Origin of the sequence: Dactylosporangium sp. NBC_01737 (assembly GCF_035963215.1) — a bacterium.
Lineage (GTDB): Bacteria > Actinomycetota > Actinomycetes > Mycobacteriales > Micromonosporaceae > Dactylosporangium.
In genome coordinates this window covers 3,797,306-3,822,446 of record NZ_CP109153.1, presented here as the reverse complement: position 1 = coordinate 3,822,446, position 25,141 = coordinate 3,797,306, and the positions used below count along the sequence as shown (strand labels likewise).

The 25,141-nt window shown below is 72.2% G+C and carries 21 protein-coding genes and 1 riboswitch; of the genes, 5 read left to right on the top strand and 16 right to left on the bottom strand.

What is annotated here, in order from left to right:
- Positions 1-15 precede the first annotated feature (15 nt).
- The 9 genes from OHA72_RS17265 to OHA72_RS17225 form a co-directional block, all read right to left on the bottom strand.
- On the bottom strand, positions 16-1,152 hold the full coding sequence (locus OHA72_RS17265) for a Gfo/Idh/MocA family protein (protein ID WP_327011582.1): 1,137 nt from the start codon (positions 1,150-1,152) through the stop codon (positions 16-18).
- An 81-nt stretch (positions 1,153-1,233) separates the two neighbouring features.
- Positions 1,234-2,286 carry a substrate-binding domain-containing protein gene (locus OHA72_RS17260; RefSeq protein ID WP_327008840.1) on the bottom strand — a complete coding sequence of 351 codons (1,053 nt, stop codon included), beginning with the start codon at positions 2,284-2,286 and terminating at the stop codon, positions 1,234-1,236.
- A 141-nt stretch (positions 2,287-2,427) separates the two neighbouring features.
- On the bottom strand, positions 2,428-3,486 hold the full coding sequence (locus OHA72_RS17255; RefSeq protein ID WP_327008839.1) for an ABC transporter permease: 1,059 nt from the start codon (positions 3,484-3,486) through the stop codon (positions 2,428-2,430).
- Complete coding sequence (locus tag OHA72_RS17250) at positions 3,483-5,042, bottom strand: sugar ABC transporter ATP-binding protein (RefSeq protein ID WP_327008838.1); 1,560 nt, start codon at positions 5,040-5,042, stop codon at positions 3,483-3,485. The genes OHA72_RS17255 and OHA72_RS17250 overlap by 4 nt, the downstream gene beginning before the upstream one ends.
- A complete protein-coding gene (locus OHA72_RS17245; protein ID WP_327008837.1) occupies positions 5,039-6,229 on the bottom strand; it encodes an ROK family transcriptional regulator in 1,191 nt (396 codons plus the stop codon). The genes OHA72_RS17250 and OHA72_RS17245 overlap by 4 nt, the downstream gene beginning before the upstream one ends.
- A 334-nt stretch (positions 6,230-6,563) precedes the next feature.
- On the bottom strand, positions 6,564-6,875 hold the full coding sequence (locus tag OHA72_RS17240; RefSeq protein WP_327008836.1) for a hypothetical protein: 312 nt from the start codon (positions 6,873-6,875) through the stop codon (positions 6,564-6,566).
- Positions 6,876-7,668: 793 nt separating this feature from the next.
- A complete protein-coding gene (locus tag OHA72_RS17235) occupies positions 7,669-8,487 on the bottom strand; it encodes an ABC transporter permease (RefSeq protein WP_327008835.1) in 819 nt (272 codons plus the stop codon).
- Positions 8,487-9,254, bottom strand: a complete 768-nt coding sequence (locus OHA72_RS17230; RefSeq protein WP_327008834.1) for an ABC transporter permease — start codon at positions 9,252-9,254, stop codon at positions 8,487-8,489. Before OHA72_RS17230 ends, OHA72_RS17235 begins: the two co-directional genes overlap by 1 nt.
- Positions 9,254-10,186, bottom strand: a complete 933-nt coding sequence (locus OHA72_RS17225; RefSeq protein ID WP_327008833.1) for an ABC transporter ATP-binding protein — start codon at positions 10,184-10,186, stop codon at positions 9,254-9,256. Before OHA72_RS17225 ends, OHA72_RS17230 begins: the two co-directional genes overlap by 1 nt.
- Positions 10,187-10,264: 78 nt before the next feature.
- On the opposite strand from OHA72_RS17225, the gene mptB reads away from it, so the two are divergent.
- On the top strand, positions 10,265-11,713 hold the full coding sequence (mptB, locus tag OHA72_RS17220; RefSeq protein ID WP_327008832.1) for a polyprenol phosphomannose-dependent alpha 1,6 mannosyltransferase MptB: 1,449 nt from the start codon (positions 10,265-10,267) through the stop codon (positions 11,711-11,713).
- A gap of 413 nt (positions 11,714-12,126) precedes the next feature.
- Here mptB and OHA72_RS17215 read toward each other — a convergent pair whose 3' ends face one another.
- Positions 12,127-12,666, bottom strand: coding sequence for a hypothetical protein (locus OHA72_RS17215; protein WP_327008831.1), 540 nt, complete (start codon positions 12,664-12,666; stop codon positions 12,127-12,129).
- Between the two features lie 51 nt (positions 12,667-12,717).
- Entirely contained in the window at positions 12,718-14,565 is a 1,848-nt protein-coding gene (gene dnaG, locus OHA72_RS17210; RefSeq protein ID WP_327008830.1) for a DNA primase, read from the bottom strand.
- A gap of 121 nt (positions 14,566-14,686) precedes the next feature.
- Between dnaG and OHA72_RS17205 the strand changes: the two genes are divergently transcribed.
- On the top strand, positions 14,687-15,673 hold the full coding sequence (locus OHA72_RS17205) for a SanA/YdcF family protein (protein ID WP_327008829.1): 987 nt from the start codon (positions 14,687-14,689) through the stop codon (positions 15,671-15,673).
- A 156-nt stretch (positions 15,674-15,829) separates the two neighbouring features.
- Positions 15,830-17,134 (top strand): polyprenyl synthetase family protein, encoded by a 1,305-nt coding sequence (locus tag OHA72_RS17200; RefSeq protein WP_327008828.1) that lies wholly within the window; start codon positions 15,830-15,832, stop codon positions 17,132-17,134.
- A 516-nt stretch (positions 17,135-17,650) separates the two neighbouring features.
- On the opposite strand, the gene OHA72_RS17195 is transcribed toward OHA72_RS17200, so the two are convergent.
- From OHA72_RS17195 to OHA72_RS17185, 3 genes are all read right to left on the bottom strand, one after another.
- The gene (locus OHA72_RS17195) at positions 17,651-18,328 is read right to left on the bottom strand and encodes a hypothetical protein (protein ID WP_327008827.1); all 678 of its coding nucleotides are present in this window, start codon (positions 18,326-18,328) and stop codon (positions 17,651-17,653) included.
- A gap of 176 nt (positions 18,329-18,504) precedes the next feature.
- Positions 18,505-18,648, bottom strand: a riboswitch (cyclic di-AMP (ydaO/yuaA leader).
- 47 nt (positions 18,649-18,695) lie between these two features.
- Positions 18,696-20,234, bottom strand: coding sequence for a diguanylate cyclase domain-containing protein (locus OHA72_RS17190; protein WP_327008826.1), 1,539 nt, complete (start codon positions 20,232-20,234; stop codon positions 18,696-18,698).
- A gap of 34 nt (positions 20,235-20,268) precedes the next feature.
- Complete coding sequence (locus OHA72_RS17185) at positions 20,269-21,501, bottom strand: FAD-dependent monooxygenase (RefSeq protein WP_327008825.1); 1,233 nt, start codon at positions 21,499-21,501, stop codon at positions 20,269-20,271.
- Between the two features lie 69 nt (positions 21,502-21,570).
- On the opposite strand from OHA72_RS17185, the gene OHA72_RS17180 reads away from it, so the two are divergent.
- Positions 21,571-22,467 (top strand): TetR/AcrR family transcriptional regulator C-terminal domain-containing protein, encoded by an 897-nt coding sequence (locus tag OHA72_RS17180; RefSeq protein WP_327008824.1) that lies wholly within the window; start codon positions 21,571-21,573, stop codon positions 22,465-22,467.
- Positions 22,468-22,651: 184 nt separating this feature from the next.
- Positions 22,652-23,308 carry a hypothetical protein gene (locus OHA72_RS17175; protein WP_327008823.1) on the top strand — a complete coding sequence of 219 codons (657 nt, stop codon included), beginning with the start codon at positions 22,652-22,654 and terminating at the stop codon, positions 23,306-23,308.
- Here the strand turns inward: OHA72_RS17175 and OHA72_RS17170 are convergent.
- Together OHA72_RS17170 and OHA72_RS17165 are read right to left on the bottom strand one after the other, a co-directional pair.
- The gene (locus OHA72_RS17170; RefSeq protein ID WP_327008822.1) at positions 23,272-24,387 is read right to left on the bottom strand and encodes a sensor histidine kinase; all 1,116 of its coding nucleotides are present in this window, start codon (positions 24,385-24,387) and stop codon (positions 23,272-23,274) included. The two genes, OHA72_RS17175 and OHA72_RS17170, sit on opposite strands and share 37 nt — an antisense overlap.
- Positions 24,384-25,139, bottom strand: a complete 756-nt coding sequence (locus OHA72_RS17165) for a response regulator (protein WP_327008821.1) — start codon at positions 25,137-25,139, stop codon at positions 24,384-24,386. The genes OHA72_RS17170 and OHA72_RS17165 overlap by 4 nt, the downstream gene beginning before the upstream one ends.
- Between the last annotated feature and the right edge of the window lie 2 nt (positions 25,140-25,141).

Genomic DNA, 25,141 nt, shown 5'->3' with positions numbered 1-25,141 from the left:
CGCTCCGCTGGCCGCTCATGCCAGCACGCTGACCCAGGACGCGTCGGACTTCTCCACGGCGTCCAGCACGAGTTGTACCTGCAGCGCTTCCTCGAAGGAGGGCGTCGGATCCGCTCCGGTGGCGACCGCCTCGATGAAGTCCCGCATCTCGTGGGTGAACGAGTGCTCGTAGCCGATGATGTGCCCCGGTGGCCACCACGCGGCGACGTAGGGGTGCTCCCCCTCCGTCACCAGGATGCGGCTGAAGCCCTGCTCGGCGGTCGGCCTGGTGGCGTCGTAGTACTCGAGCTCGTTGAGCCGCTCCAGGTCGAACACCAGCGAGCCGAGCTCGCCGTTGATCTCGACCTTGAGGCCGTTCTTGCGGCCGGTCGCGAAGCGGGTCGCCTCGTAGGTGGCCAGGCCGCCGCCGGAGAGCCGGGCGACGAAGACAGCCGCGTCGTCGACGGTGACCTCCCCCGTCGCCGCACCGGCGCTGGCGCTCAGTCCACTGGACGCCTCCGGCAGCGGACGTTCCTTGATGAACGTCTCGGTGAGGCCCGTGACACCGGTGATCTGCTGGCCGGTGACGAACTGGGTCAGGTCGATGATGTGCGCGCCGATGTCGCCGAGCGCGCCCGAGCCGGCCTTGTCCTTCTGGAGCCGCCAGACGAGCGGGAAGTTCGGATCGGTGATCCAGTCCTGCAGGTAGACGGCCCGGACGTGCCGGATCGCGCCGAGCCGGCCGTCCGCGATGAGGTTGCGCATCAGCGAGACGGCGGGGACCCGGCGGTAGTTGAACCCGCAGGCGGACCGGACGCCGAGCGCCCGGGCCTTCACCGCGGCCGCGACCATCGCGCGTGCCTCGTCGACCGTGTTGGCGAGCGGTTTCTCGCACAGCACGTGCTTGCCCGCTTCCAGCGCGGCGATGGCGATCTCGGCGTGGCTGTCGCCCGGGGTACAGACGTCAATGACGTCGATGTCGTCCCGGGCGATCAGCTCGCGCCAGTCGGTCACCGCTTCGGCCCACCCGAGCCGGCTCGCGGCTTCCGCCACCTTCGCCCCATCGCGGCCGCAGACGGCGACCATGGTCGCCCGCGCCGGAAGGTCGAACACCCGGTTCACGGTGCGCCACGCCTGTGAGTGCGCGGCGCCCATGAACGCGTAGCCGACCATGCCGACGCGCAGCTCCCCGCTGCTGCCCTGAGTGGACACTTGGCGGTTCCTTTCTGGTGGTTGGCTCTACCTGACGACCTGCTAGGACTTGAAGCCGAGCGGCAGGTACTTGTCGACGTTGTCCTTGGTGATCGTCTCGGACTGCAGGACGATCAGCTTCGGCACCTGCAGCTCGACCAGGTCGCCCATGCCTTTGCCCTGGGCGGCGAGGCGGGCCAGGATGATCGCCGAGGAGGCCATCGACGGCGGGTAGGTGACCGTGCAGGTGAGCACCGTGTCGCCGGCCTTGATGTGGTCCATCGCGTCGCGGGAGCCGGCGCCGCCGACCATGAAGAACTCCTTGCGGCCCGCCTGCTGGATCGCGGCGAGGACGCCGACGCCCTGGTCGTCGTCGTGGTTCCACACCGCGTCGAGCTTCGGCGCCGCCTGCAGCAGGTTCGCCGCGGCCTTCTGGCCGGACTCGACGGTGAAGCCGGCCGCCACACGGTGCTTGACGGTCAGGCCGTACGTCTTGAGCGCGTCGGCGAAGCCCTTCGACCGGTCCTTGGTCAGCTGGAGCTCGTCGATGCCCGGGATCTCGCCGATGACCGCGTCCGTCTTGCCCTTGAGCTTCTCGCCGATGAACTTGCCGGCGGCGATGCCCATGCCGTAGTTGTCGCCCTTGATCAGGGAGAACGACGCGGCCGAGTCGGAGAACTCGCGGTCGAGGTTGATGACGATGATGCCGGCCGCGGTGGCCTTCTTGCCGATCTCGGTGAGCTGCGCGCCGTCCTGCGGCAGCAGCACGATCGCGTCGGGCTTCGAGCCGATCAGGGTCTCCAGCGCGGCGATCTGCGCGGGAGCGTCCTTACCGGCGTCGACGACCTTCAGGGTCACGTCGGAGAACTTGGCGGCCTGCGCCTTGGCGTTGGCCGTGATGGCGCCGATCCAGCCGTGGTCGGCGGCCGGGGCGGAGAAGCCGATGGTGACGGCCTTGCCCGGCGCCTCCGTGGCGGCGTTCTCCTTGGTGTTGGTGCCGGTGTTGCTGTCCTTGGTGTCGTTGGACGTGCAGCCGGCGAGCAGTGCGCCGGCGCCGACCGCCGCCCCGCCGAGGAGAAGCTTGCGGCGGGACATGTCAGCCGAGGATGCGCTCATCACGACCTCCTGGTCGTCTGTGGGATGGGGGTGTGTACTTTTCGGAGCATTTTGGGCGCGTTGATCCACACTGCCGTCGACGACGGCCGTGATGGCGTGTTTGGCGGTGGTATGGCCTGTATGGCGTTGGGGCCGTGGTGCCTATCTGTTGAGGCGGGTCCTGAAGAAGGAGCCGACCCGGAACTGCTGGATCAGGACCGCGGCGACGATGATGCCGCCGTTGATGATCCGCTGGATGTCCAGCTGCAGGTTGTTCACGATGAACAGGTTCGTGATCTGGGTGAAGATCAGCACGCCGAGCAGCGAGCCGACGATGGTGCCCCGGCCGCCGGTGAGGGCGGTACCGCCGATGATCGCCGCGGCGATCGCGCTGAGCTCGTACAGGTCGCCGTGCGTGTTGCTGCCCGACGTCGTCTGGGACACGACCATCAGGGCGGCGATGCCGCAGCAGACACCGGACAGCACGTACAGCAGCAGCGTCTGCAGGCGGACGTTGATGCCGGCGAGGCGGGCGGCTTCCGCGTTGCCGCCGATGGCGACGGTGCGCCGGCCGAAGGTGGTGCGGTTGAGCAGGACCCAGCCGATCGCGGTGACCGCCAGGAAGATGATGACCATGTACGGCACCCCGAGCAGCCGGTCACCGGCAAGGCTCTTGATGAACGGGTCCGAGGTGATCTGGGTGTGCGAGCCTGAGATGTTCTGGGCGAGGCCGCGGGCCGAGAGCATCATCGCGAGGGTCGCGATGAACGGCACCAGCTTGCCGTAGGCGATCAGGCCGCCGTTGACGAGGCCGGCGATCGCGCCGACGGCGAGTGCGGTGAAGACCATCGCGGCGGGGCCGAGATCCTGTGTCGCCACGGTCGTGCACCAGACGCTGGCGAGGGCCAGCAGCGCGCCGACCGACAGGTCGATGCCGCCGCTGATCATCACGAACGTCATGCCGACCACGATCACGCCGATGCTGGACGCCTGGGTCAGCACGGTCAGCTCGTTGGACCACAGGCGGTCGATGTCCAGGAAGATGTCGGAGCGGGTGACGGCACCGATGATCAGCAGCAGGACCAGCACGCCGATGAGGGCGAGGTTGCGCTTGGCGGAGTCGGCTCCGTCCCGCTGCCACCAGCCCTGCCCGGCGGCTGTGCCCGCGGTGCCTTTGCTCAGCTCCACCGGGTCGGCGGACGGTGTGGTCGCGGTGCTCATGCTGCGGTCCCTTCAGGGGCGGTGCTCGCCAGGTCGGCCCCGTCGAGCAGCGAGCCGGCCATCACCAGGTCGAGCACAGTGTCTTCGTCGAGTTCGTCCGCGGGCGCCTCGCGCACGAGCCGTCCCTCACGCATGACGAGCACGCGGTCGGACAGGCCCAGCACCTCGGGCACCTCGCTGGACACGAGCAGCACGCCGACACCCTCGTCGGCGAGTCTGCGGATCACCTGGTACAGCTCGGCGCGGGCCCCCACGTCGACGCCCCGGGTGGGCTCGTCGAGCAGCAGGAGCTTGGTGCCGCCCAGCAGCCAGCGGCCGACGACGACCTTCTGCTGGTTGCCGCCGGACAGGGTGCGCACCGGGCGACGGACGTCGTTCGGGCGCAGGTCGAGGCCTTGGGTGATCTTCTCGGCCTCGGCGCGCTCGCGTCCCGAGTCGGTGAAGCCGACCCGCGCGAAGCGGGTGAAACCGGCCAGGGTGACGTTGCGGTAGATCGGCTCGCCGAGCAGCAGCGCCTGACTCTTGCGCTCCTCGGGTGCCATGCCGATGCCGGCCTTCACCGCGGCGTTGACGCTGCCCCGGCGCAGGGCCTGCCCGCCGATCGTCACTGTGCCGGCGGTCGCGCGGCGGGCACCGAAGATGGTTTCGAGGACCTCGGACCGGCCGGAGCCGACGAGGCCGGTGATGCCGACGATCTCCCCGGCGTGGACGGTCAGCGAGATGTCGCTGAACCGCCCCTCCAGGCTCAGACCGTCGACCTGCAGCAGGGTTTCGCCCAGGACCTTCGCCTCGGGCTTGTCGGGGAAGACGTATTCGATGGTGCGGCCGGTCATCCGGCTCACCAGCTCGCGGGTCGGCGTGGTCTTCGCGTCGAGGTTGGCCGCGGTGGTGCGGCCGTCCTTGAGCACCGTCACGCGGTCGCCGATCTCGCGGATCTCCTCCATGCGGTGGGAGATGTAGATGACCGCGATGCCCTGCGCGGTCAGCGCACGGACCATGCGGAACAGGTTGTGCACCTCGTCATGGGCGAGCACGGCACTCGGCTCGTCCATGATGAGCAGCCGCGCCTCGCGCGACAGCGCCCGGCCCATGCTGACGATCTGCTTCGCGGCGGCCGGCAGCTTGCCGACCTCCCGGCCGACGGGGATCTCCGCGTGGCCGAGCCGCCCGAGGATCTCCGCGGCGCCGCGGCGCATGGTGCGCCGGGCGACGAACCCGGCGCTGTGCGGCTCGTGGCCGAGGTAGATGTTCTCGGCGACGCTGAGCCCGTCGACGAGGTCGAGCTCCTGGTAGATGGTGGCGATGCCGGCCTTCATGGCCGTCTGCGGGCTGTTGAACGCGGCGGGCTGCCCCTGCCACGTGATGTCGCCGGAGTCCGGGATGTGCGCACCGGAGAGCACCTTGATCAGCGTCGACTTGCCGGCGCCGTTCTGCCCGAGGAGACAGTGCACCTCCCCTGCCCGTACCTCCAGCTGCACACCGTCCAGCGCCCGGACCCCGGGAAAGGTCTTCACCACATCGGTAAGTTTGAGGACGATCTCGTCCGAAATTGTCATGATGGCCGTCCATATGCGAGTTCGCTGGCCAGCACCGCGGCGCCAACAACGCCGGCGCGGGGGCCGAGCTCGGACAGGACGACCGGCAGATTGCCGGTCGCGAGGGGCAGCGAACGCCGGTAGACGACGCTGCGGATCTCCGCCAGCAGGATGTGACCGAGGCCGGCGAGACCGCCGCCGATCACGATCATCGACGGGTTGATGAAGCTGACCAGACCGGCCAGCACCCCACCCACCCGGCGCCCACCGTCACGGATGAGACGGATGCACGTGACGTCGCCCTCGGCCGCGCCGTCGGCGACGTCCTTGGCGGTCACGACGCCGTTGGCGTTGAGCCGCTCGGCCAGTGCCGGCGAGGCACCGCTGCGGGCCGCCGCCGTCGCGTCACGGGCCAGTGCACCGCCGCCGAACAGGGCCTCCAGGCACCCGACGTTGCCGCACGAGCACACCGGCCCGTGGCTGTCGACCTGGATGTGCCCGATGTCGCCGGCGCACCCGTCGGTGCCCCGGTACACCTCGCCGTTGAGGTAGATGCCGCACCCGATGCCCGTCCCCACCTTCAGGAACAGCAGGTTGTCCACCGAGTGCGCGACGCCGCCGTAGCGCTCGCCGATGCTCATGATGTTCACGTCGTTGTCGACGACGACGGGGCAGTTGAACTCGCGCCCCAGCACCTCCCGCACCGGGAACCTGTCCCAGCCCGGCATGATCGGCGGCGAGACCGGCACCCCGTCCCGGAAGCTCACCGGCCCGGGCACCCCGATGCCGATGGCGTGCAACCGCTCGAACGAACCCTCCGCACGGAACTTGTGCAGAATCTCGTTGACCCGCTGCAGTATCACCTTCGGTCCCGACCTGATGTCGGCGGGCTCGCCGTATGCCGTGACCGGCTCCAGCCGCCCGTCGGTGATCTCGACGTCGATCGAGCTGGCACCCAGGTCCACCGCGGCGAACCGCAGCTCGGGGTTGAGCTCCACCAGCGTCGACCTGCGCCCGCCCCGGCTGGCCGCGGGGCCGGCCTCGCGGATCAGCCCGGTCGCGACAAGCGCGTCCAGGTCCGCGAGCAGCCGCGGCCGCGGCACCTCCAGGCGATCCGCCAGCTCCGCACGCGACAACGCACCGGTGTCCCGCAACAAGCGGAGCAGGCGCGACTGGACCGGGCCGTCTACCGCACTGACCGTGTTCACAATGGCACCTCCTCGTCTGGTCGCAGGCAGGCGTCCGCGACACGCGGCTACACCACCACACCTCCGCTGAGGTGCTGGTTGCCGGGTCGTGTGCCGTGCGTTACACCCGTGTTGCGTCGAGACTTTAGGCCCTTCAAAGCGCCGCGTCTAGGTCTTCTATCCCCCGTTACCAAACTTTTGCTCAATCCAACGGAAGTTGGCCCACTTCCAAACGTTTCCAACTTCCCCCTGGTCACCAGGCGTGCTACCGCTCCACCAAGCACCCACTTTGCGGACAAATCCCCCGCCGACTGAACGCCACTCCGGAGCCCTCACGATCCAAGGCCGACTCCGGTCACGGTGGCAACCGCTCCCGCCCTCCGATCTCGCCGCCGACTTTCTTCTGCCGGAAGTTCCCTCTCCCGGGCGTGGGCGGTTCGCCGCTTTCGCGAGCCTTATCCCGCGCGCTGGCCCGCTCCGGCGGGACGCCCGACACCCCCCGTAGCCGGCCGGCAGGTGCTCGATCACGGTCGGATTGATCGAAGTCGCCCTGTGGCCGCCCGGACGACCAGCACACGACTTCGATCACGGCGGCGCGACGCACGATCACCCGCGCCCGGAAGATCAGCGTCGTGCCGCTGGCGGTCATGACGACCAGATCTGCCATTGATCACAGTCGTCCTCGGCAACGGGTCGAACGATCCGCGCAAAGGCGGACATCTGGTGTTCCGGGTGGGCGGACAGAGGGGACCGCCGGTTCCGTGGATCCGCCTTCGAGCGGCATCAGCCGGCCGCCGGCTCCACCTGCGGCTGTGGTTGGCCCGGACGTGGCCGGCCCGTCCAGTTACCGAAGCTGATCGCCCGAGCAGCGCGTGAGATGACACCACAGCGTGCCCTGCTGTCTGCGGCGGCAGGATCACGCGAAGCAGCGCTCGAACCACGTTCGTCGATGACGCGACCCCGCCGCCGCAGTAGCGCCACCCGTGGAAACTTGCCGACGCAACTACGCCGCAGCCGGGGCAGGCCGGCGTGGTCACGCCGCGGAACGTGCGACCGTCGTCACGCCCGGGCGGAAACTGCTGCCGCAGCAACGGAACCCGCGATGTCGTCACGCCAGCGCTGAGCCCGCCGACGCGACCACGCCGCTGCGCAACCTGCCGATGCAGTCATACGGCCGCGGGACCTGCCGACGCGGTCACACCACGGAACCAGCGACATTGTCACGCCAGCGCAGAACGTGCCGACACAGTCATACGGCCGCGGGACCTGCCGACGCGGTCACACCGCGGAACCAGCGACGTCGGCACGCCGGCGCAGAACGTGCCGACGCAGTCGTTCGGCCGCGGGACCTGCCGGCGCGGGCGCGCTGCGGAGCCGGTGGCGTCGGCACGGCGGCACGGAACCTGCCGCGGCGGCCACGTCACGGCGGGACGTGGCGGCGTGGGCACGCCGGTGTGAAGCTACTTCAGGAGCAGGCGGCCCATGCGGCGGCTGGCCATCGTCAGGCCGGCGGCGGCGAGGGCGATCAGGTATGCCACGTGCCACACCATCGACCAGTCGGGTGAGCCGGTCGTGATGGCTCGCAGGAGGGCGACGCCGTGATACAGCGGGGTCAGTTCGATCAGGACCTGCAGCGGCGCCGGGAAGTCCGACGGGGGTGAGAAGGTGCCGCTGAAGAGGAACAGGCCGAACTGGGTCACGTTGATGTAGTCGAAGTCCTGCCAGGAGCGCAGCAGCGTCGACAGGCCCATGCCGAGGGCACCGAACGCAAACCCGACGAGCAGCGTCACCGGCAGCGCCACGAGGGCCCAGCCCCAGGTGGTGAGGTCGAGCGCGGCCATGACGACGAGGAAGACCGCGGAGTAGACCCCGCCCCGGCACATCGCCCAGATGAGCTCGCCGACGGAGACCTGCATGGGGGTGATCGGGGTGGCGAGCGTCGCATCGTAGATGCGCATGAACTTGAGCTTGCCGTAGAAGTTCATGGTGGTCTCGGCGAGCGCGCCGTTCATGGCGGAGGCCGCGAGCATCGCCGGCGCGACGAACTGCGCATACGTCACGAGCCGCCCGTCGGGCAGCGCGATGTCGCCGACGAGCCGGCCGACGCCGACGCCGATCGACAGCAGGTAGAGCAGCGGCTCGACGAACCCGGACAGCAGCACCCACCAGTACGCGGAGTGCCTGGCCGCGGCAAGGTTACGCCCGGTGACGGACAGGGCGCCGGAGGTCTGGTGGTCGAGGCGGGACATGGCCCGCGGGAAGAGGAGTGTGGTGACCATCAGTCGACCAGCTTCCGGGTGAACGAGCGCAGCGCCAGCACATAGCCGACCGCGCACCACAGCAGCAGGACCGCGACGTGGGCGGGCAGCCCCCAGGCGGTCGGCGTGCCGAGGGTGGCGGCCCGGGACAGCTCGACGCCGTGCCACAACGGTGACACCCACGCCAGCAGGCGCGCCGGCACGGGCAGGCTGTCGACCGGGAAGAACACGCCCGCGAACAAGGTCATCGGGACCACCGCCACGCGGAACAGCACCGCGAACGCGCCGTCGCTCTCGGCCCGTGCGGCGAACGCGAAGCACGGCGCCGCGCACGCCGCGCCGAGCAGGACGCAGATCAGCGGGGCGGCCAGCGCCCACCACGAGTGCAGCGCGCCGAACAGCAGCAGCACCACCAGGAACCCGGCGCCCGACAGCGCGACCCGCAGCGTGACGAACAGCAGATGGCCGCGCAGCATGTCACCCACGGTGAGCGGCGAGGCCCGCATCGCGTGATAGACCCGGGTCCACTGGAACCCGCTGAACACCGGCCACGTCGAGTCGCCGACCGCCACCTGCAGCGCGGTCGAGGCAAGGAGCCCGGGCCCGAGATAGTCCAGATAGGGCACGCCGATCGTGGTGGACCGCTCGTCGATGTAGTGCCCGACGGTGATCCCCATGGCGACCAGGAACATCGCCGGCAGCGCGAACGAGCTGAACACGCTCCCCCGCCACGTGCGCCGGTAGGACACCAGGTGGTATTCGAGTGCCAGGGTCGTCGGGTGTGCCATCAGTCCACCAGCGTCCGGCCGGTGAGCTGCAGGAACACGTCTTCGAGCGACCCGCGGCGGACCAGGACGCTGGACGGCGTCAGGCCTCTGCCGTGCAGCTGCGCCGCGGCCGCGTCGCCGTCGTCGGTGTAGACCAGGATGCGGTCGGGCAGCACCTCGGTGCGCTCGCCGATGCCGTCGAGCTTGTCCGCGAACCCGTCGAGCGGGTCGTTGCCGAACCGCACCTCGAGGACCTCGCGGGTCGAGTGCTGGTCGATGAGCTCCCGGGGCGAGCCCTCCGCGACGATCCGGCCGGAGTCCATGACGACCAGGCGGTCGCACAGCTGCTCCGCCTCGTCCATGTAGTGCGTGGTCAGCACCAGGGTCACGCCGCGCTGCTTGAGCCGGAACAGCCGCTCCCACACCAGGTGCCGGGCCTGCGGGTCGAGGCCGGTCGTCGGCTCGTCGAGCAGCACGATCTCCGGCTCATTGACCAGCGCTCTCGCGATCGTCAGGCGGCGCTTCATCCCGCCGGACAGCGGCTCGACCTTGTCGCCGGCGCGGTCGGCGAGCTGCACGAAGTCGAGCAGCTCCATGGCACGCGCCCGCGCCACCTTGCGCGGGATGTTGAAATAGCGCGCATAGACCGTGAGATTCTCCAGGACGGTGAGCTCCAGGTCGAGCGAGTCCTGCTGGGGGCAGACCCCGAGCCTCGCCCGGATCGCCGAGCCGTCCCTGGCCGCGTCCATGCCCAGGATCCGCAGCGAACCGCCGGTCGGCCGGGACACGCAGCCGATCATCCGCATCGTCGAGGACTTGCCGGCCCCGTTGGGACCGAGGAAGCCGAACGCCTCCCCCGCCTGCACCCGCACGTCGATGCCATCGACCGCGGTGAAGTCACCGAACTGTTTGACCAGCGCGGTCGCCGCGATCAATGCCCCGTCTTCAGCCACGTCGCGACACTAACCCAGGGGTCTGACAAAAACGGGGGCGATTTGCGGCCGGTGAAGGGCGGTTGGCACGATGTGCTGGTGAGCGTCAACCCGCGCTGGCTCGGGCTGGCCGCCACCGTCCTGCTCGCCGCCAGCGGTTTCCTGGCCGGCAAGCCGGTCCCGCACGACGGCGCGTGGCTGCTCGGGGTCGTCGTGTGGTTCGTCGCCCTCGCGATGCTGATCCGCGCCTGGTGGACGCTGCGGGCGGAGACCGACCAGCGCGGCCTGCTGCTGACGGCCGCGCTCTGGAGCGTGCCGCTGCTGTTCGCACCACCGCTGGGCAGCCACGACGTTTATGCGTACGCCTGCCAGGGCCAGCTCTTCAACGCCGGCCTGGACCTCTATCGGGTGGGCCCGGCCGAGCTGCCCTGCACGTGGCTGTCCGACGTGCCGGAACTGTGGCGGGAGACCCCGACGCCCTACGGTCCACTGTGGATCGCCGTCGAGGGCGCCGCGGCCTGGCTCGCACACGGCAGCCTGCCCGCCGTCGTCCTGCTGCTGCGCGTCGCCGCCCTGCTCGGCCTGCTGCTGTGCATCGCGGCCGTGCACCGCCTGTCCCGCGGCAACGCGCTGCTGGCCGCGAGCCCGCTGGTGCTGGTCCACGTCGTGTCCGGCGCCCACAACGACGTCGTCCTGGCCGGGCTGGTGCTGGCCGGGTTCGTCGCCGCGCGGCGTCCGGGGCCCGTGGCCGGCGCCGCGTCCGGGGTCGCCTTCGGCCTCGCCGTCGCCGTCAAGGTCACCGCCATCGCCGCCGCACCTTTTGCGCTGTTGTTGCTGTTTTTCGCCGGTACGACCAGAGCCCGCTGGACGGCTCCTGCGGCGTTCGCCGGGGCGGCCGGCGCCGCGTACGCCATCCTCGCCCTCCTCACGGGGCACGGCCTCGGCTTCCTGCATGCCCTCGGCTCGACCAGCACCATGGTGCAGTGGTTGTCCGTCCCGACCGGCGTAGGCATGGCCGCCGGCTACGTGCTGCGCGTGGCCGGCCGGCCGGAGTGGTTCGCGACGGCGGTCGCGGTCGCGAGGGCCGCCGGCCTGCTGGCCCTCGCCGCGATCCTCCTGGCACTGTGGTGGCGGGCCGCGCGCACCCTGGCCACGCTCGGCCGCGACGGGCGGGACGGTGGCGCGACGGGGCGCCGCGGTCAGGACGTGGTGCTCACGGCGGCCGGGGTCGGGATGCTCGCCGTGGCGGTGCTCGGCCCGGTCTTCTACGCCTGGTACGCGATCGGCGGCATCGCCCTGCTGGCCGGCACCACGCTCACCGGCCGGCTGCGCACCGTCGTGCACGTCGCCGCGGCCGGGTTGCCGCTGCTCACGCTGCCCGACAGCCTCGGCCTTGCCACGAAGACGAAGGTCCCGGGCGCGTTCCTCGACGTCGCGCTCGTCACGGCCGCCACCGTCCACCTGCTCCGTCGCCGGCGAGGCGGGCTCACATCTCCGGCGGCCCCTCCCGCCGCAGCGGACTCCCCCGCCGCCACCGAACGCACCTAGCCGCAGCCGCCGCTTCCGATCACGGGGGTTGTCACTCGTGATCAACGGACAGTTCTGGCGATCACCACCGGCGAGCCGCTGGGCAGGCGGGGCGCTGGGCAGGCGGGCCGGCGATCGGCGTCGCGGGCCGAACCCGGCGACATCGGAGCGGCCGACTGACCCGAGCGGACCACACCGCCCCCTGAGCCAGGCCGGACCAACGTCGGCGGCGGTCGGCGCCGACCGGCGCACCTGGCGGGCCAGACAATGAGCGGGCCAGACGATGAGCGGGTCAGACGGTGAGCGGGCCAGACGGGCGAGCCGGACGATGGGCAGGTCAGACGATGAGCGGGCCAGGCGGGCAAGCCGGACGGTGAGCGCGTCAGGCCAGCGCGTCAGGCCAGCGCGTCAGGCCAGCGCGTCAGGCCAGCGCGTCAGGCGGTGGCAGGGGTGCCCAGGGACTCTCGGGCCCAGGCGACGAGGGCGGCGGTCTGCTCGGCGACGCCCGGGGCGCCGGGGTCGACGCCTTCGTCGTAGCGGACGGTCCAACGCACGCCGTCGACGCCGCTGACGCGGCGGGCGACGACGCGGACGCCGAAGCCGGTCGTGAGGGGGTGGTGCGAGGTGTGTGCGATGGACTTGTTGACGCGGGTGCGGACCTGCTCGGGCACCCGGTCGGGGTCGATCAGGGCGAGGACCAGCGGCGGCAGGTCCTCCATCACGGCGTAGTCGCCGGGGCCTTCGGCGGGCAGCTCGCGGGCGGCGATCAGGGCGAGCTGCCGGCCCGACCACGTCGCCTTGTGGATCTCGTGCCAGCCGAGGCGTTCGCCGGCGCCGGGGAGCCACAGGCCGAGGTTGGTGACGACCACGACGTTGTCGCCGGTGGTGCCGGCCCATGACAGGACCCGCTCGTCGGCGGCGAGGGCGGGGCGCTGCCCGGCCGGCAGGCGGCGCTTCTTCAGGAAGCCGAACACGACACGCTCCTTCTACTGAACCGCCCGGGCCCGACCGCCGGGGGCACGCCGTCACCAGCGGCTGGCGCCTCGGTCGCGCAGCGCCCTGGCGTGCTGCTCCAGGGACACCAGCTCGCTGAACAGGCGCAGATACTCCTCGGCGTTGGTGACGGGGTTGATGCGTTGCTGCTTGGACTTGAGGTCGGCGATGCGGCGGTTGAGCGCGGGCAGCTGCAGCCGCACGATGGTCGCCTCGACGTAGCGCGGGTCGGGCTCGCCGTCGAGGCGCAGGGGCTCGACGGCCAGCTCGGTGACCAGGGCGCCGGCGGCCGGGTCGGTGCAGGCCTCGCGGACCCGCTCGATCCAGACGGCGCCGCCGGTCGCGGAGGACGCGCCGCCGGCGTCGGCGATCGCGGCGCGCAGGATCGCATAGGTGGGGTGGGCGTAGATGTCGGCGCCGATGACGTCGAACATGGGGCCGGCCATGGCGGGCTGCTGCAGGGCCAGCTTCAGGGCCTCGCGCTCGACGAGGGCCTCGGCGCTGTCGGGCGCCAGGATCCTGCGGGTCGTGGTGGGGGGCGCCTCGACGAGGCCCTTCGCGGCGGCGCCGACGGAGCGCTGGACCGTCTCGAGCTCCATGCCCAGGTCACCGGCGAGCTTGCGAGCATACTCGGGGCGCAGGGTGCGGTCCTTGATCTTCGCCACGAGCGGGGCGGTGGCCTTGAGAGCGCCGACGCGGCCCTCGGCGGTGTCGAGGTCGAAGCGCTGGATGACGGAGCGCAGCGCGAAGTCGAGCAGCGGCTGCCGGTCGGCGACGAGGTCACGCACCGCGACCGGGCCCTTCGCCATGCGCAGCTCGCAGGGGTCCATGCCGTTGGGGCCGACGGCGATGAACGTCTGGGCGACGAAACGCTGGTCGTCCTCGAACGCGCGCAGCGCCGCCTTCTGCCCGGCGGCGTCGCCGTCGAACGTGAAGATGATCTCCCCGCCGTAGCCGTCGGCGTCGAGCAGGAGGCGGCGCAGAACCGCGATGTGGTCGGCGCCGAACGCGGTGCCGCAGGTGGCGACCGCCACGGGCACGTCGGACAGGTGGCAGGCCATGACGTCGGTGTACCCCTCGACGATGACGACCTTGCTCTGCTTGGCGATCTCACGTTTGGCCTGGTCCACGCCATACAGCACGTGGGACTTCTTGTAGAGCGGGCTCTCCGGGGTGTTCAGGTATTTCGGGCCGTCGTCGTCGTCGAACAGCTTCCGCGCGCCGAAACCGATCACGTCGCCGGAGATGTCCTTGATCGGCCACAGCAGGCGGCGGCGGAACCGGTCGATGAGGCTGCCGGAGCGGGCCTCCTTGGACAGCCCCGCCGTGATCAGCTCCTGCGCCGTGTAGCCCTTGAGCCGCAGGTGCTTGCTCAGCGGGTCCCAGCCCTCAGGCGCGAAGCCGCACCCGTAGCGCTCCGCCTCCTCGCGACCGAAGCCGCGCTGGGCGAGGAACTCCCGGGCCAAGCGGGCGCCGGGCGAGCCGAGGTGCTCGGCATAGAAGCGGGCCGCCTCGGCGTGCGCGGCGATGAGGCGCTGCTTCTGCCCCGTCTGGCGGATCGGCGCGCTGCCCGCCTCGACATACTGCAACTGCAGGCCGGCACGGCCGGCGAGGCGCTCGACGGACTCGACGAACGACAGGTGGTCGTGGTCCATCAGGAACTTGATCGCGTCGCCGCCCTGGCCGCAGCCGTGGCAGAAATACACGTTGCGCGCGGGCGACACGTTGAACGACGCGGTCTTCTCGTCGTGGAACGGGCACAGCCCCTTGAGGTTGCCGCCCCCGGCCGACTTGAGCGTCACATGCTCGGAGATCACATCCGCGATCGCGGTGCGCTCACGAACCAAGGCGATGTCCTCGTCCTTGATCTTGCCGGCCACCTGACGCCACCTCCCCAACCCGAGGTGTACATCCTGCCTCGCGCCACCGACAATTTACGACTCCACACGACCGACACCACACGGGCACCACCACATCACAACGCCGTGCGATGCTGCCGCCATGCCGAAACTGCGTGACGAGCGCGCCGCCTGGCTCGCCGTACAGGACCGGTTGCGCCGACGCAGCCGCCGCCTGGGGCCACTGGGCTGGGTGGTGACGATCGCCACGCTGGGGGCGTGGGCGGTGCTGCGGTCCCAGGCCCGGGGCGCGGCGCGGATGGCGGCGTACTCGCTCGCGGTCGACCACGTCACCGGCTACCTCGACGACGACGAGCGCGAGACGCTGCGCACCCGGCAGAAGGTGCCGGCATGGTTCCTGTTCGAGGTCGAACGGGCCAGGTGGGCGGCGCGCGACCGGCAGCGGCTCCCCGCCGGCCGGGAGACCCGCCTGGAGCGCCACCGCCGGATCCTGCTGCGGGTCGTGCTCACCGGCACCGTCGTCGCGGCGCTGGTGCTCGCGCCGACGCTCTGGGTGCGGCTCGGCTCGATGGGCCGGATCGGACCGGCCGCCGGTGCACCGGCCGCGGACGTGGCGATCGTGTTCGGTGCGCAGGTGGCGCCGGGCGGGCAGGTGCCGATGCCGTTCCTCAAGGGCCGGCTGGACGTGGCCGCGCGGCTGCTCACCACCGGCAAGGTGAAGGCGCTGCTCATCTCCGGCGACGCGCAGGGCGGCTCCGGCGACGAGGTCCGTGTCATGCGGGACTACCTGGCCGGTCAGGGCGTCGACCCGGCCCGGATGGTCGTCGACCCGCACGGCCTGGACACCTATGACACGTGCCGGCGCGCCCACGATGTGTACGGCGTGACGAAAGCCCTCCTCGTGAGCCAGGAGTTGCACCTGCACCGCGCGGTCACACTGTGCCGGCGGCTCGGGGTCGACGCGTACGGGGTACCCGCGCTCTGCGAGGGCTGCCAGCGGGTGACGATCGCGTACAACACGCTCAGGGACGTCGCGGCCGCCCCGAAGGCCGCCTGGGAGGCATTCCGGCACCGGCAGGCGACAGTCGTGTCGCCACCGGATCCGTCGCTGCTGCAAGCGACGCGATGACCCGCCCACCATCGGTGGGTTTTGGGCGTGTCCGACGGGCACCACCGGCATACTTGACCAGTCCACGGCGCCGGCACTGATCGGCGCCTGTCCATGCTCTGATCCGACGGGTGGTGCGTTTCCGGTGAGTGTCCCCTGCCTGGCGGTGTCCGGCTGATGGTCACCGTGCTGCGCACCGTCGACGACGTCCTCGCCTGGACCGGCCTGCTGGTCGAGCCGCCGCTGCGCACCGCCGTCGGCCGGCTGCCGGCGCCGTCGCGTGACGTGGCGGAGCTGCAGCTGGGAAGGCTGGACGAGGATCCGCCGGGCGTGCGTACCCGGGCCGCGCTCAGCCTGGTCTGCGCCGGCGCGGTCGGTGGTGACCCGCACGACGCGGTGGCCGGCGCCGTCGCGGTCGAGCTGGTGCACCACTGGTCATTGCTCCAGCAGGACCTGTTCGACGGCGACCTGACCCGCCGGCACCGGCCGACGGCGTGGAGCGTGGTCGGCCCGCACCCGGCGACGCTGGGCGGCGAGGCGATGCTGGCGCTCGCGTTCGACGTGGCGGCCACCGGCGACCCGACCAGGCGCGTGCCACGCCCGCTGCGCCAGGCGACGCGGGACACCCGGCCGGCGCTCGTGGTCGACGGGCAGCAGCCCACCGACCTGCGGCCCGGCGGTGACCGGCGGGCCGCCGGCGGCGGACCGCGCGGCGCGGACCCGCAGGCATCGGACGCCACACCGGCGCTCAGCGGTACACCCGCGGCCGGCGACACGCACAAAACGGGCGACACGCGCGCGATCGGCGGCATGCGGGACGAGCAGGCGACCCGCGACCGGTTCGTCGAGCGGGACGGCGCCGCCGATCCGTGCGCCGACGGCGGGCGGCAACAGTCAGGGGCGGCCCCCGTCGACCGGGCCGGGGTGCGCGTCCTCGGCGACACCGTCCAGCAGCTCCTGCACAGCCAGCACACGGTGCTCGGCACGGCCCTGGACACCACCACCGGCCGCCGGTCCGGCAGCGACCTGCTGCGCGAGTGCATCACGGCGGTCGAGCAGCGCAGCGGTGCCCTGCTCGGCTGCGCGTGCGCGCTCGGCGCGATCGCCGGCGGCGGCGACCCGGCGCGGGTGGAGCAGCTGCGGCTGTTCGGCGTGCGGCTGGGGCTGGCCGTCCAGTTCACCGAGGACCTGCTCGGCATCTGGGGCGATCCGGCCGTGACGGGCCGGCCGACGTTTCCGACCTGCGCCGCCGGCGGCGGTCGCTGCCGGTCGCGGCGGCGCTCGCGGCGGGCGCCGACGAGCTCGCCGACCTGCTGCGCCGGGACGGCCGGCTGGGCGACGCCGAGCTCGAACGCGCCGCGAAGGTCATCGAACGGTCCGGCGCCCGCTCCTGGTGCGTCCAGCAGGGCGAGGACCTCCTGGCGCAGGCACTACTCGCGCTCGACCTGGCGATCCCCGAGCCGGCCGCGGTCGCTGAGCTGATCGCCCTGGCCCGCTGGGCGACCCGCCACCCCGCCTGACCCGCCACCCCGCCTGACCCGCCACCCCGCCTGACCCGCCACCCCGCCTGACCCGCCACCCGGCCTGACCCGCCACCCGGCCTGACCCGCCACCCGGCCTGACCCGCGACCCACAAAGCCGCGGAACCCACAACCCGCGCGATCTTGCGGTGTGATCGAAGTCATCCCGCGGCTGCCCGGGTGACCAACACGCAGCGTTGATCACGGCGGGAGCGACGTGCGACGGGTCACGCGCTGGATCGTCCTGCCGGCGGTCGCGGGTTCCGGGACGGGTGGATGATCTTGCCGGCATGATCGAAGGACAGCGGTGGTCGCCCCGGCGGCCTGGGGCGTCCTTCGATCATGCGGAAAGAGAGGAGATCGGCGTCCGGGGCGCAGTAGTCATCGAAGCCGGTCGCACCCGGCAGCCACTACCGCGCCGTCGCAGAGCCGCGACCGGCCGGGACCCCACGGGCGCCGGCCGGTCACTGCGGGCATCTCAGCTGAGCGCGCCGACCACCTGCTCCGCACGGCCGGCATGCTTCTGATACGCACCGGGGAACGCCGAGCGCTGCACCGCCTGCGCGGCCGCCGTCACGCTCATCCGCTCCCAGCCCCGCACCCGGGACAGCGCGTTGTAGAACAGCATCGCCGAGTGCGACGGGTTCATCAGCTGCGCCACCGTGCCCCAGCCCTGGCTGGCCCGCTGCTGGAACAGCCCGACCGAGTCGTGGTCGGAGGAGACGCCCTCATGCGGCAGCTGCAGCGAGGACGGCACCGCGGCGCTGGCGACGTTGTACAGGTTGCTCTCCTGCATCGCGGTCGCGATCGCGACGACGAGGGCCCGGTCGGGCATGCCCTGCGCCCGGCCCTGCTTCACGATGAGCGCGGCGTTGTCCATCTGCCGCTGGTTCAGCCCGGCGACGGGCCGCACGACCGGCGGTGCCGGCGGCACGGGCGGCGCCGCCGGCACCGCGACCGCGAGCGGCCCGGCCGAGGACGGCGACGGTGACGCGGACACGGAGGGCGACGCGGCAGGGGACGAGAACGGCGACGCGGACGCGACCGCCCCGGACTCGGCATACGCGGAGCCGGTGAACATCGACGGCGAGTCGGCGGGCAGGGTGGCCAGCAGCGTGGCGGACAGCACGGCGACCGAGACGGTGCCGGTCTTCACACTGAGCGCCGGCCGGCGATGTCGAGGATGGAATTGACGTGGCAATGGCTTCACTACTGAAGGTCCTTCATCGAAGACAGACATGCGGCATCGGCACGGCGCCGGACGGCGGCGTGCTGGAAGGGGGGAATCAGTGGTGAGGCGCTACGACGGCGGGCGGGCGGCCATCATCGGCAGACTCCTTCCGGTGCCGCCTACCGGGTTAGCTGACGGGTTCGGGCGGGAAGCTTCGCCCTACCGTGGCTCGGCCACGGATACACCCCAGAGGACTACGTGGGTCCCCGGCTCGCGAACGTCTCGCGACTCGACGGCGCCCGCCCGGCAGCACCGGATGCGGTGCAGGTCGACCGGAGCGGACCTCACGACCCTACTGGGCGGCTTCGGGGCGGGCCAACCGCAGCAACGGCATACCACCCGGCGCACCCGAACGATCACCGAACGCGGTCACCCGCCTGGTCACCCCTCCGGCGTGGCGCCCGCCCTTGACCAGGTACATCGCGCGGTCGGCGGCGCGCAGTGCGGCGCCCGCATCGTCGACCGTGTCATCGATCACGGCGACGCCGACGCTGACCCGTACCCGCATGATGTGGCCCTGGTGCGTGACCGGTGCCGAGACGGAGCGTTCGAGGCGGTCGACGAGCGCGCCGAGGTCGGTGACGGTGACGTTGCCGGTGAGGACGACGAACTCGTCGCCGCCGAGGCGTGCGACCGTGTCGGTGGGCCTGACCAGGGAGACGAGGCGGTGCGCGACGGCGACGAGGACCGCGTCGCCGGCGTCGTGGCCGAGGGTGTCGTTGATGACCTTGAAGTCGTCGAGGTCGCAGAAGAGCAGCGCGCTGATGACGGCCTCGGTGCGGGCCCGGCGGATCGCGGTGGCGAGGGGCTCGGTGAAGGCGTCGCGGTTGACCAGCCCGGTGAGCGGGTCGCGGGAGGCCCGCCGCACGAGGTCGGCCTCGGTCGCCTTGCGGCCGGTGATGTCCTGCACCTGCGTGATGGCGAACGAGGGCGAGCCGGCCACCACCGACATCGTGGCGGAGATCCAGATCGTCTCGCCGTCGCCGCGCACGCAGCGGACCTCGTAGTCACGGACGGATCCGGTACCGCCGGCGAACACCTCCCGGCTGTGGTCGAAGTCGTCGGGGTGGATGAAGTCGCCGAAGCGCATCGAGACCAGGACGTCCTCGTCCCGGCCGAGCAGCTCGCACAGGGTCGGGTTGACCCGGACGATCCGGGTCAGGTCAGCGCCCTCCAGGCCGATCATGCACATGCCGGTGCCGGCGCCGTTGAACGCGAGCCGGAACGCGGCCTCGCTGGCCTCCAGGTGCCGGCGCTCCTGGCGCAGCGCCTCGACCAGGTTGGCGTTGTTGATCGCGATGCCGGCCTGCGCGGCGAGCATCTCCAGCAGCTCTTGCTGGAACGCGCCTGGGCGTCTGCCGTCCGCGGGCAGGTCGACGCTGAGGATCCCGACCAGCGAACCGTCCGGTGCGCACAGCGGCGCGAACAGGGCGTCCAGCGGGTGCCAGCGTTCCTCGTCGGGGACCTGGTCGGCGCCCTCGGCCGGGGAGGGGATCCAGGACTGGATGCCGTCGTTGTGCCGCTCGTGCGGCAGGAAGCGCAGCTGCCCCCACTCGTCGGCGTCGGCGAGGTGCGCGTCGAACTCGGCCGCCGGGTAGCGCACCCCGAGCAGCTCGGCGCGGGCCTCCTCGGGGCCGGCGATCGCGACCGCCTCGTAGACGCCCTCGGGATGCAGGTAGTTGACCACCGCGGCGCCGAACCCGACGCTCTCGACGACGGCCTCGGCGATGCGGTGCAGCGTCTCGGCGACGGTGCTGCCGGTGTTGATGCGGCCGGTGATGGTGTAGACGGAGCGGATCGCGGCCATCGCCATGTCCCGATCACGATCCACGGCTGCCTACCCCGATCCGGCCGACCCTGCACCCTCACATCGACGTATCACCCCCGATCCTAAGCAAATGTGCGTCGTCCGTGCAGAGTTCGAACGCTTCGGAGGCGCGCTTGGCGTCCCTCGTCATGGCCTCGAAGATCCGATGCCGCCACGGCACGTGCGGCAGCATGCGGATGCTGAGGTCGCGCAGCCACACCTCCCGGGCGGTCCGCGGCGCGAACCCCTTCGCCGGTGCGAGCGCGGCCCGCTGGTTGACCTCGACGAAGTCGCGCAGCACGGTGTCGTACCGGGCGAACGCCGCCACGTGCTCGTCGCCGGCGGCGGCGAGCTCGCGGGCCAGGGTGTACGCGCCGACGAGGGCGAGGCCGGTGCCCTGCCCGGTGAGCGGCGACGGGCAGTAGCCGGCGTCGCCGACCAGCGCGACCCGGCCCCGGGTCCAGGCGTCCATGCGGACCTGCGCGTTCGGCGCGTAGTAGAAGTCGGGCGCGGTCCGCAGGTGCTCCAGGAGGCGCGGCACGTGCCAGCCGCAGCCTTCGAAGGCCGCCGCGACGTGCTGGCGCTGGGCGTCACGGTCGCGGTGGTCGGCGCCGCCGGTGCCGCCGGTGCCGCCGAACAGCAGGTTGACCTTGATCGTCGCGTTGCCCGGGTCGGTCTTGACGCTGGCGACCCGCCCGGGCGCGTTGTGGATCAGCTGCCAGCGTTCGATGCCGAGCTCGTTGGGGGCGGTGAAGATCGCCATGCGGCTGCCGAGGTCGTGCACGAACCGCTCCGGCGGGCCGAACGCGAGCGCCCGGACCGCGGAGTGCAGGCCGTCGGCGCCCAGGACGAGGTCGAAGCCGCGCGGCGCGCTCCGGGCGAAGGTCACCCGCACCCCGCCCGCGCCCTGGTCCAGCGCCGTGACCGTGTCGCCGAAGATCCATTCCACGCCGCCGGGGACCGTGTCGTACAGCAGGCGCGTGAGGTCGCCCTTCATGATCTCGATGTCGTCAGGGCTGAGCACCCCGAAACCGAGCGGCAGGGTCGCGATCCGCTTGCCCGCGGCGTTGACGAAGCTGGTGCCGAGGGTGTCGGTGCCGGCGCGGCGGGCCCGGTCGGCGATGCCCATGCGCTCGGCGACCCGCAGGGCGGTGCCGCGCACGTCGATGGCGTAGCCGCCGTCGCGCACGGCGGGCGCCCGCTCCACGACGGTGACCGCGTGCCCCGCGTGCCGCAGCCAGAACGCCAGCGCCGTGCCGGCGACGCTCGCACCTGAGATGAGAATGTCCATGCGTACAGCGTACGAACACTGTCAACTGCCATTTTACGGTCCGGTGCACTAGTGCACTAGAATCGGTTCGTGACCGAAGCGCACTACCTGCGGATCGCCGGGCTGATCCGCGACCGGATCAGGGCCGGCGACCTGCGGCCCGGCGACCGGGTGCCGTCGACCCGGGAGATCATCCGCGAGTGGGGCGTCGCGATGGCGACCGCGACCAAGGTGCTCGGCGCGCTGCGCCACGAGGGGCTCGTCGAGGCGGTCCCGGGGGTCGGCACCGTCGTGGCCCGACCCCCCGCGTCCCGGGATCGCCGGCCCGCGCACCGTGAGCAGGTGGTCGCCGCGGCGACCGCGATCGCGGACACCGACGGGCTGGCGGCGTTGTCGATGCGGCGGGTCGCCGCGGCGCTGGGGATGCCGACGATGACGCTGTACCGGCACGTGGCCGGCAAGGAGGAGCTGCTGGTCCTGATGACGGACGCGGCGTTCGCCGCGTCGCCGCTGCCGTCGCCGGCGCCGGAGGGCTGGCGGCGCCGCCTGGAGACGGTGGCGCGGCTGCAGTGGTCGATCTACCGGCGGCACCCGTGGGCGGCGGAGGTCATGTCGTTCACCCGGCCGCCGATGGCGCCGCACGCGATGGCCCACACCGAGTGGGTCCTCGCCGCGCTGGACGAGACCGGCCTGCCGCTGCCCGTGGCGATGCAGACCGCGATGATGCTGGCCAACCACGCCCGGGGCACCGCGGTCAACCTCGAGTGGGAGGCCGGCGCCGAGCAGGACAGCGGGGTCACCAACGAGCAGTGGTTCGCCGCGCAGATGGACCGCTTCGGCGAGATCGTGGCAGGCGGGGACTATCCGATGTTCGTCCGCCTGGCGCAGGAGCCGGACGGCGCCGTCGACTTCGGCCTGGACACGCTGTTCGAGTTCGGCCTGGCCCGCCTCCTGGACGGCCTGACGGCGCTGATCCCGGACCGCTGAGACGACCGCGCCGCGCAACGCCCCGGACAGGTCCGCCGCGGCGCTGCGACCCCCGCGCCGCGCAACGGCCCGGGCGGGTCCGCCGCGGCGCTGACCCGGTCAGCGTCGCGGCTGACGACGGCTCGCGGCGGCGCGGCCTACGGTTCCGGCTCGACACCGATTCCGTTCGAGCCGAAAGGTCGTCATGCCGCACAACCTTCGACGTCTCCTGGCCGGGGCCTGCCTCGTCGCCGCGCCACTGCTCTACGTGGCGGGGCTGCTCGTCGACCCCGCCCTGCGCGCCGGCGACGCCGCCGACGGGGCCTACGGGCGCCACCCCGGGCAGGTGTCCGTGAGCGCCGTACTGCTGCACTGGAGCTGGGTGCTGCTCGTCCCCGGCATCATCGGGATGATCCACCTGGTGCGGCGGCGCGCGGTGCTCTTCGGGCACATCGCCGGGGCGGTCGCCCTGCTCGGCGTCGTCAACTTCTCGGCGCTGATGCTCGGCGACTTCTTCTACGCCCGGCTCGAGGCGGACCTCGGCACGGCGGAGGGCGACCGTCTCGCCGACGCGGCGTTCGCCGCCGGCGGTGCGCTGTGGGGCTTCCAGGTGCCGGGGTTCCTCGGGCTGCTCGGCGTGCTGCTGCTCGGCCTGACGCTCGCGTACGACCGGCAGGTCCCGTGGTGGGCCCCGCCCGCGATGGTGGCCGGGATGCTCGCCGGGCCGGTGTACCCGATCGGCATGATCGCCGGGAGTCTGCTGTACATCGCCGGCGCGGGCGTGATCGGCGTGCGGATGCTGCGGATGAGCGACGCCGAGTGGGCTCAGGCGCCGAGCGGGAACGTCGCGGTGACCGCGTAACCGCCACCGGCCCGGGCCGCGGCGTGCAGGGTGCCGCCGTGCAGCGCGACCCGCTCCCCCATGCCGACGAGCCCGTGCCCCGGCGCGCCACCGCCCGGGGACGCGCCGGCCCCGTCGTCGAGGACCTCGACGGCCAGCGCGTCCGGGGTGAAGCCGATCGTCACGTCCACGGCCGCCGCGCCGGCGTGCTTCAGGGTGTTCGTCAGCGCCTCCTGCACGACCCGGTAGACGGCCAGCCCGAGCGACGGCGGCAGCGACCGCGGCGTACCGGTGGTGACGACCCTGACGTCCAGGCCCGCCGCCCGCAACGGCCCGGCGAGCTCGTCGAGGCGGTCGAGCCCGGCCGGGGCCCGCCCGTCCCGCAGGACGCCGAGCAGCATCCGCAGCTCCTCCACGGTGTCCCGGCCGGCCCGCTCGACGCCGCGCAGCAGGTCGCGTTCCCGGTCGCGGGCGGGGTCGGCGGCCAGCAGCATCCGCACCCCGCCGGTCTGCAACGTCATCAGGCTGACGTTGTGGGAGATGACGTCGTGCAGCTCACGGGCGATGCGGGTGCGCTCCTCGGTGGCCGCGACCGCCGCCCGCTGCGCCATCAGGATCGTCCGCCGGGTCTGGCGGCGCAGCAGGATCCCGCTGCCGTACGCGACGCTCATGAAGATGGCGCCGATCAGGCTCTCGGCGACGTCCTGGCCGGGCAGGGTCTGCAGCAGGGCGTAGGCGGCGAGGACGACGAGGATCCCGGCGGCGCGCACCCGCGGCCCCGCCGACTGGCTGCCGACCGTGTGCACCAGGATCAGGTTCGAGTAGAACTGCCAGGCCGCGAGGGGATAGTCGTCGTCGGTCACCGCGACCCGGAACACGGCCGACAGCCCGGTCAGCGCCGCGAGGGTCCCGACCGGGGACCGGCGGCGCAGCAGCAGGAGCACCCCGGCGACCAGCGCACCCGCGGCGACGAGGCCGGGCCGGTGGATCTGCCCCGCGCCGGGGCCCGCCCGGCCGTACGCCTCGACGACCCCCGCCCCGCCGACCGCGAGCGCCAGCACGGCGTCCAGCCACGACGGCCGCCAGCGTGGCGCCGTCATCCAGCCGAACCGAAGGCACCCGGACCGGTGACACCCGATCCGGTGACGCCCGGACCGGAGAGACCCGGACCGGTGACACCCGAACCGGCGGCGCCCGGGCTGACGAGGCCCGCCTCGTAGCCGTACACCACGGCCTGGATCCGGTCGCGCAGCCCCAGCTTCTGGAAGATCCGGCCGACGTGGGTGCGCACCGTCGCCTCGCCCACCAGCAGCCGGCCGCCGATCTCGGCGTTGGACAACCCACGCACCAGCAGCTCCAGCACGTCGCGCTCCCGGCCGGTCAGCGTGGCGAGCTCCGGCGCCGGGACCGGCTCGGGCCGGGCGGCGAACGAGGCGATGACCCGCGTCGTCACCGCCGGGTCGATGAGCGCGTCACCGGCCGCCGCGACCCGGACCGCGTCGACGAGCTGCTCCGGCGGCGACACCTTGAGCAGAAACCCGCTGACCCCGAGCCGCAGCGCCGCGTGCAGGTGCTCATCGGTGTCGAACATGGTCAGCAGCACGATCTTCGGCGGGCTCGGGTCCGCGAGCAGCTGCCGCGCCGCGGACAGGCCGTCCAGGCGGGGCATGGCGATGTCCATGACGAGCACGTCGGGCCGCAGCCGCCGGGCCACCGCGACCGCCTCGGCCCCGTCGGACGCCTCGCCGACCACGGTGATCGTCGCCGCGGCGGCGGTCTCGACCACCAGCCGCAGGCCGGCCCGGATCATCGCCTGGTCGTCGGCGATCACGAGCCTGACCTGCTCCGACATGT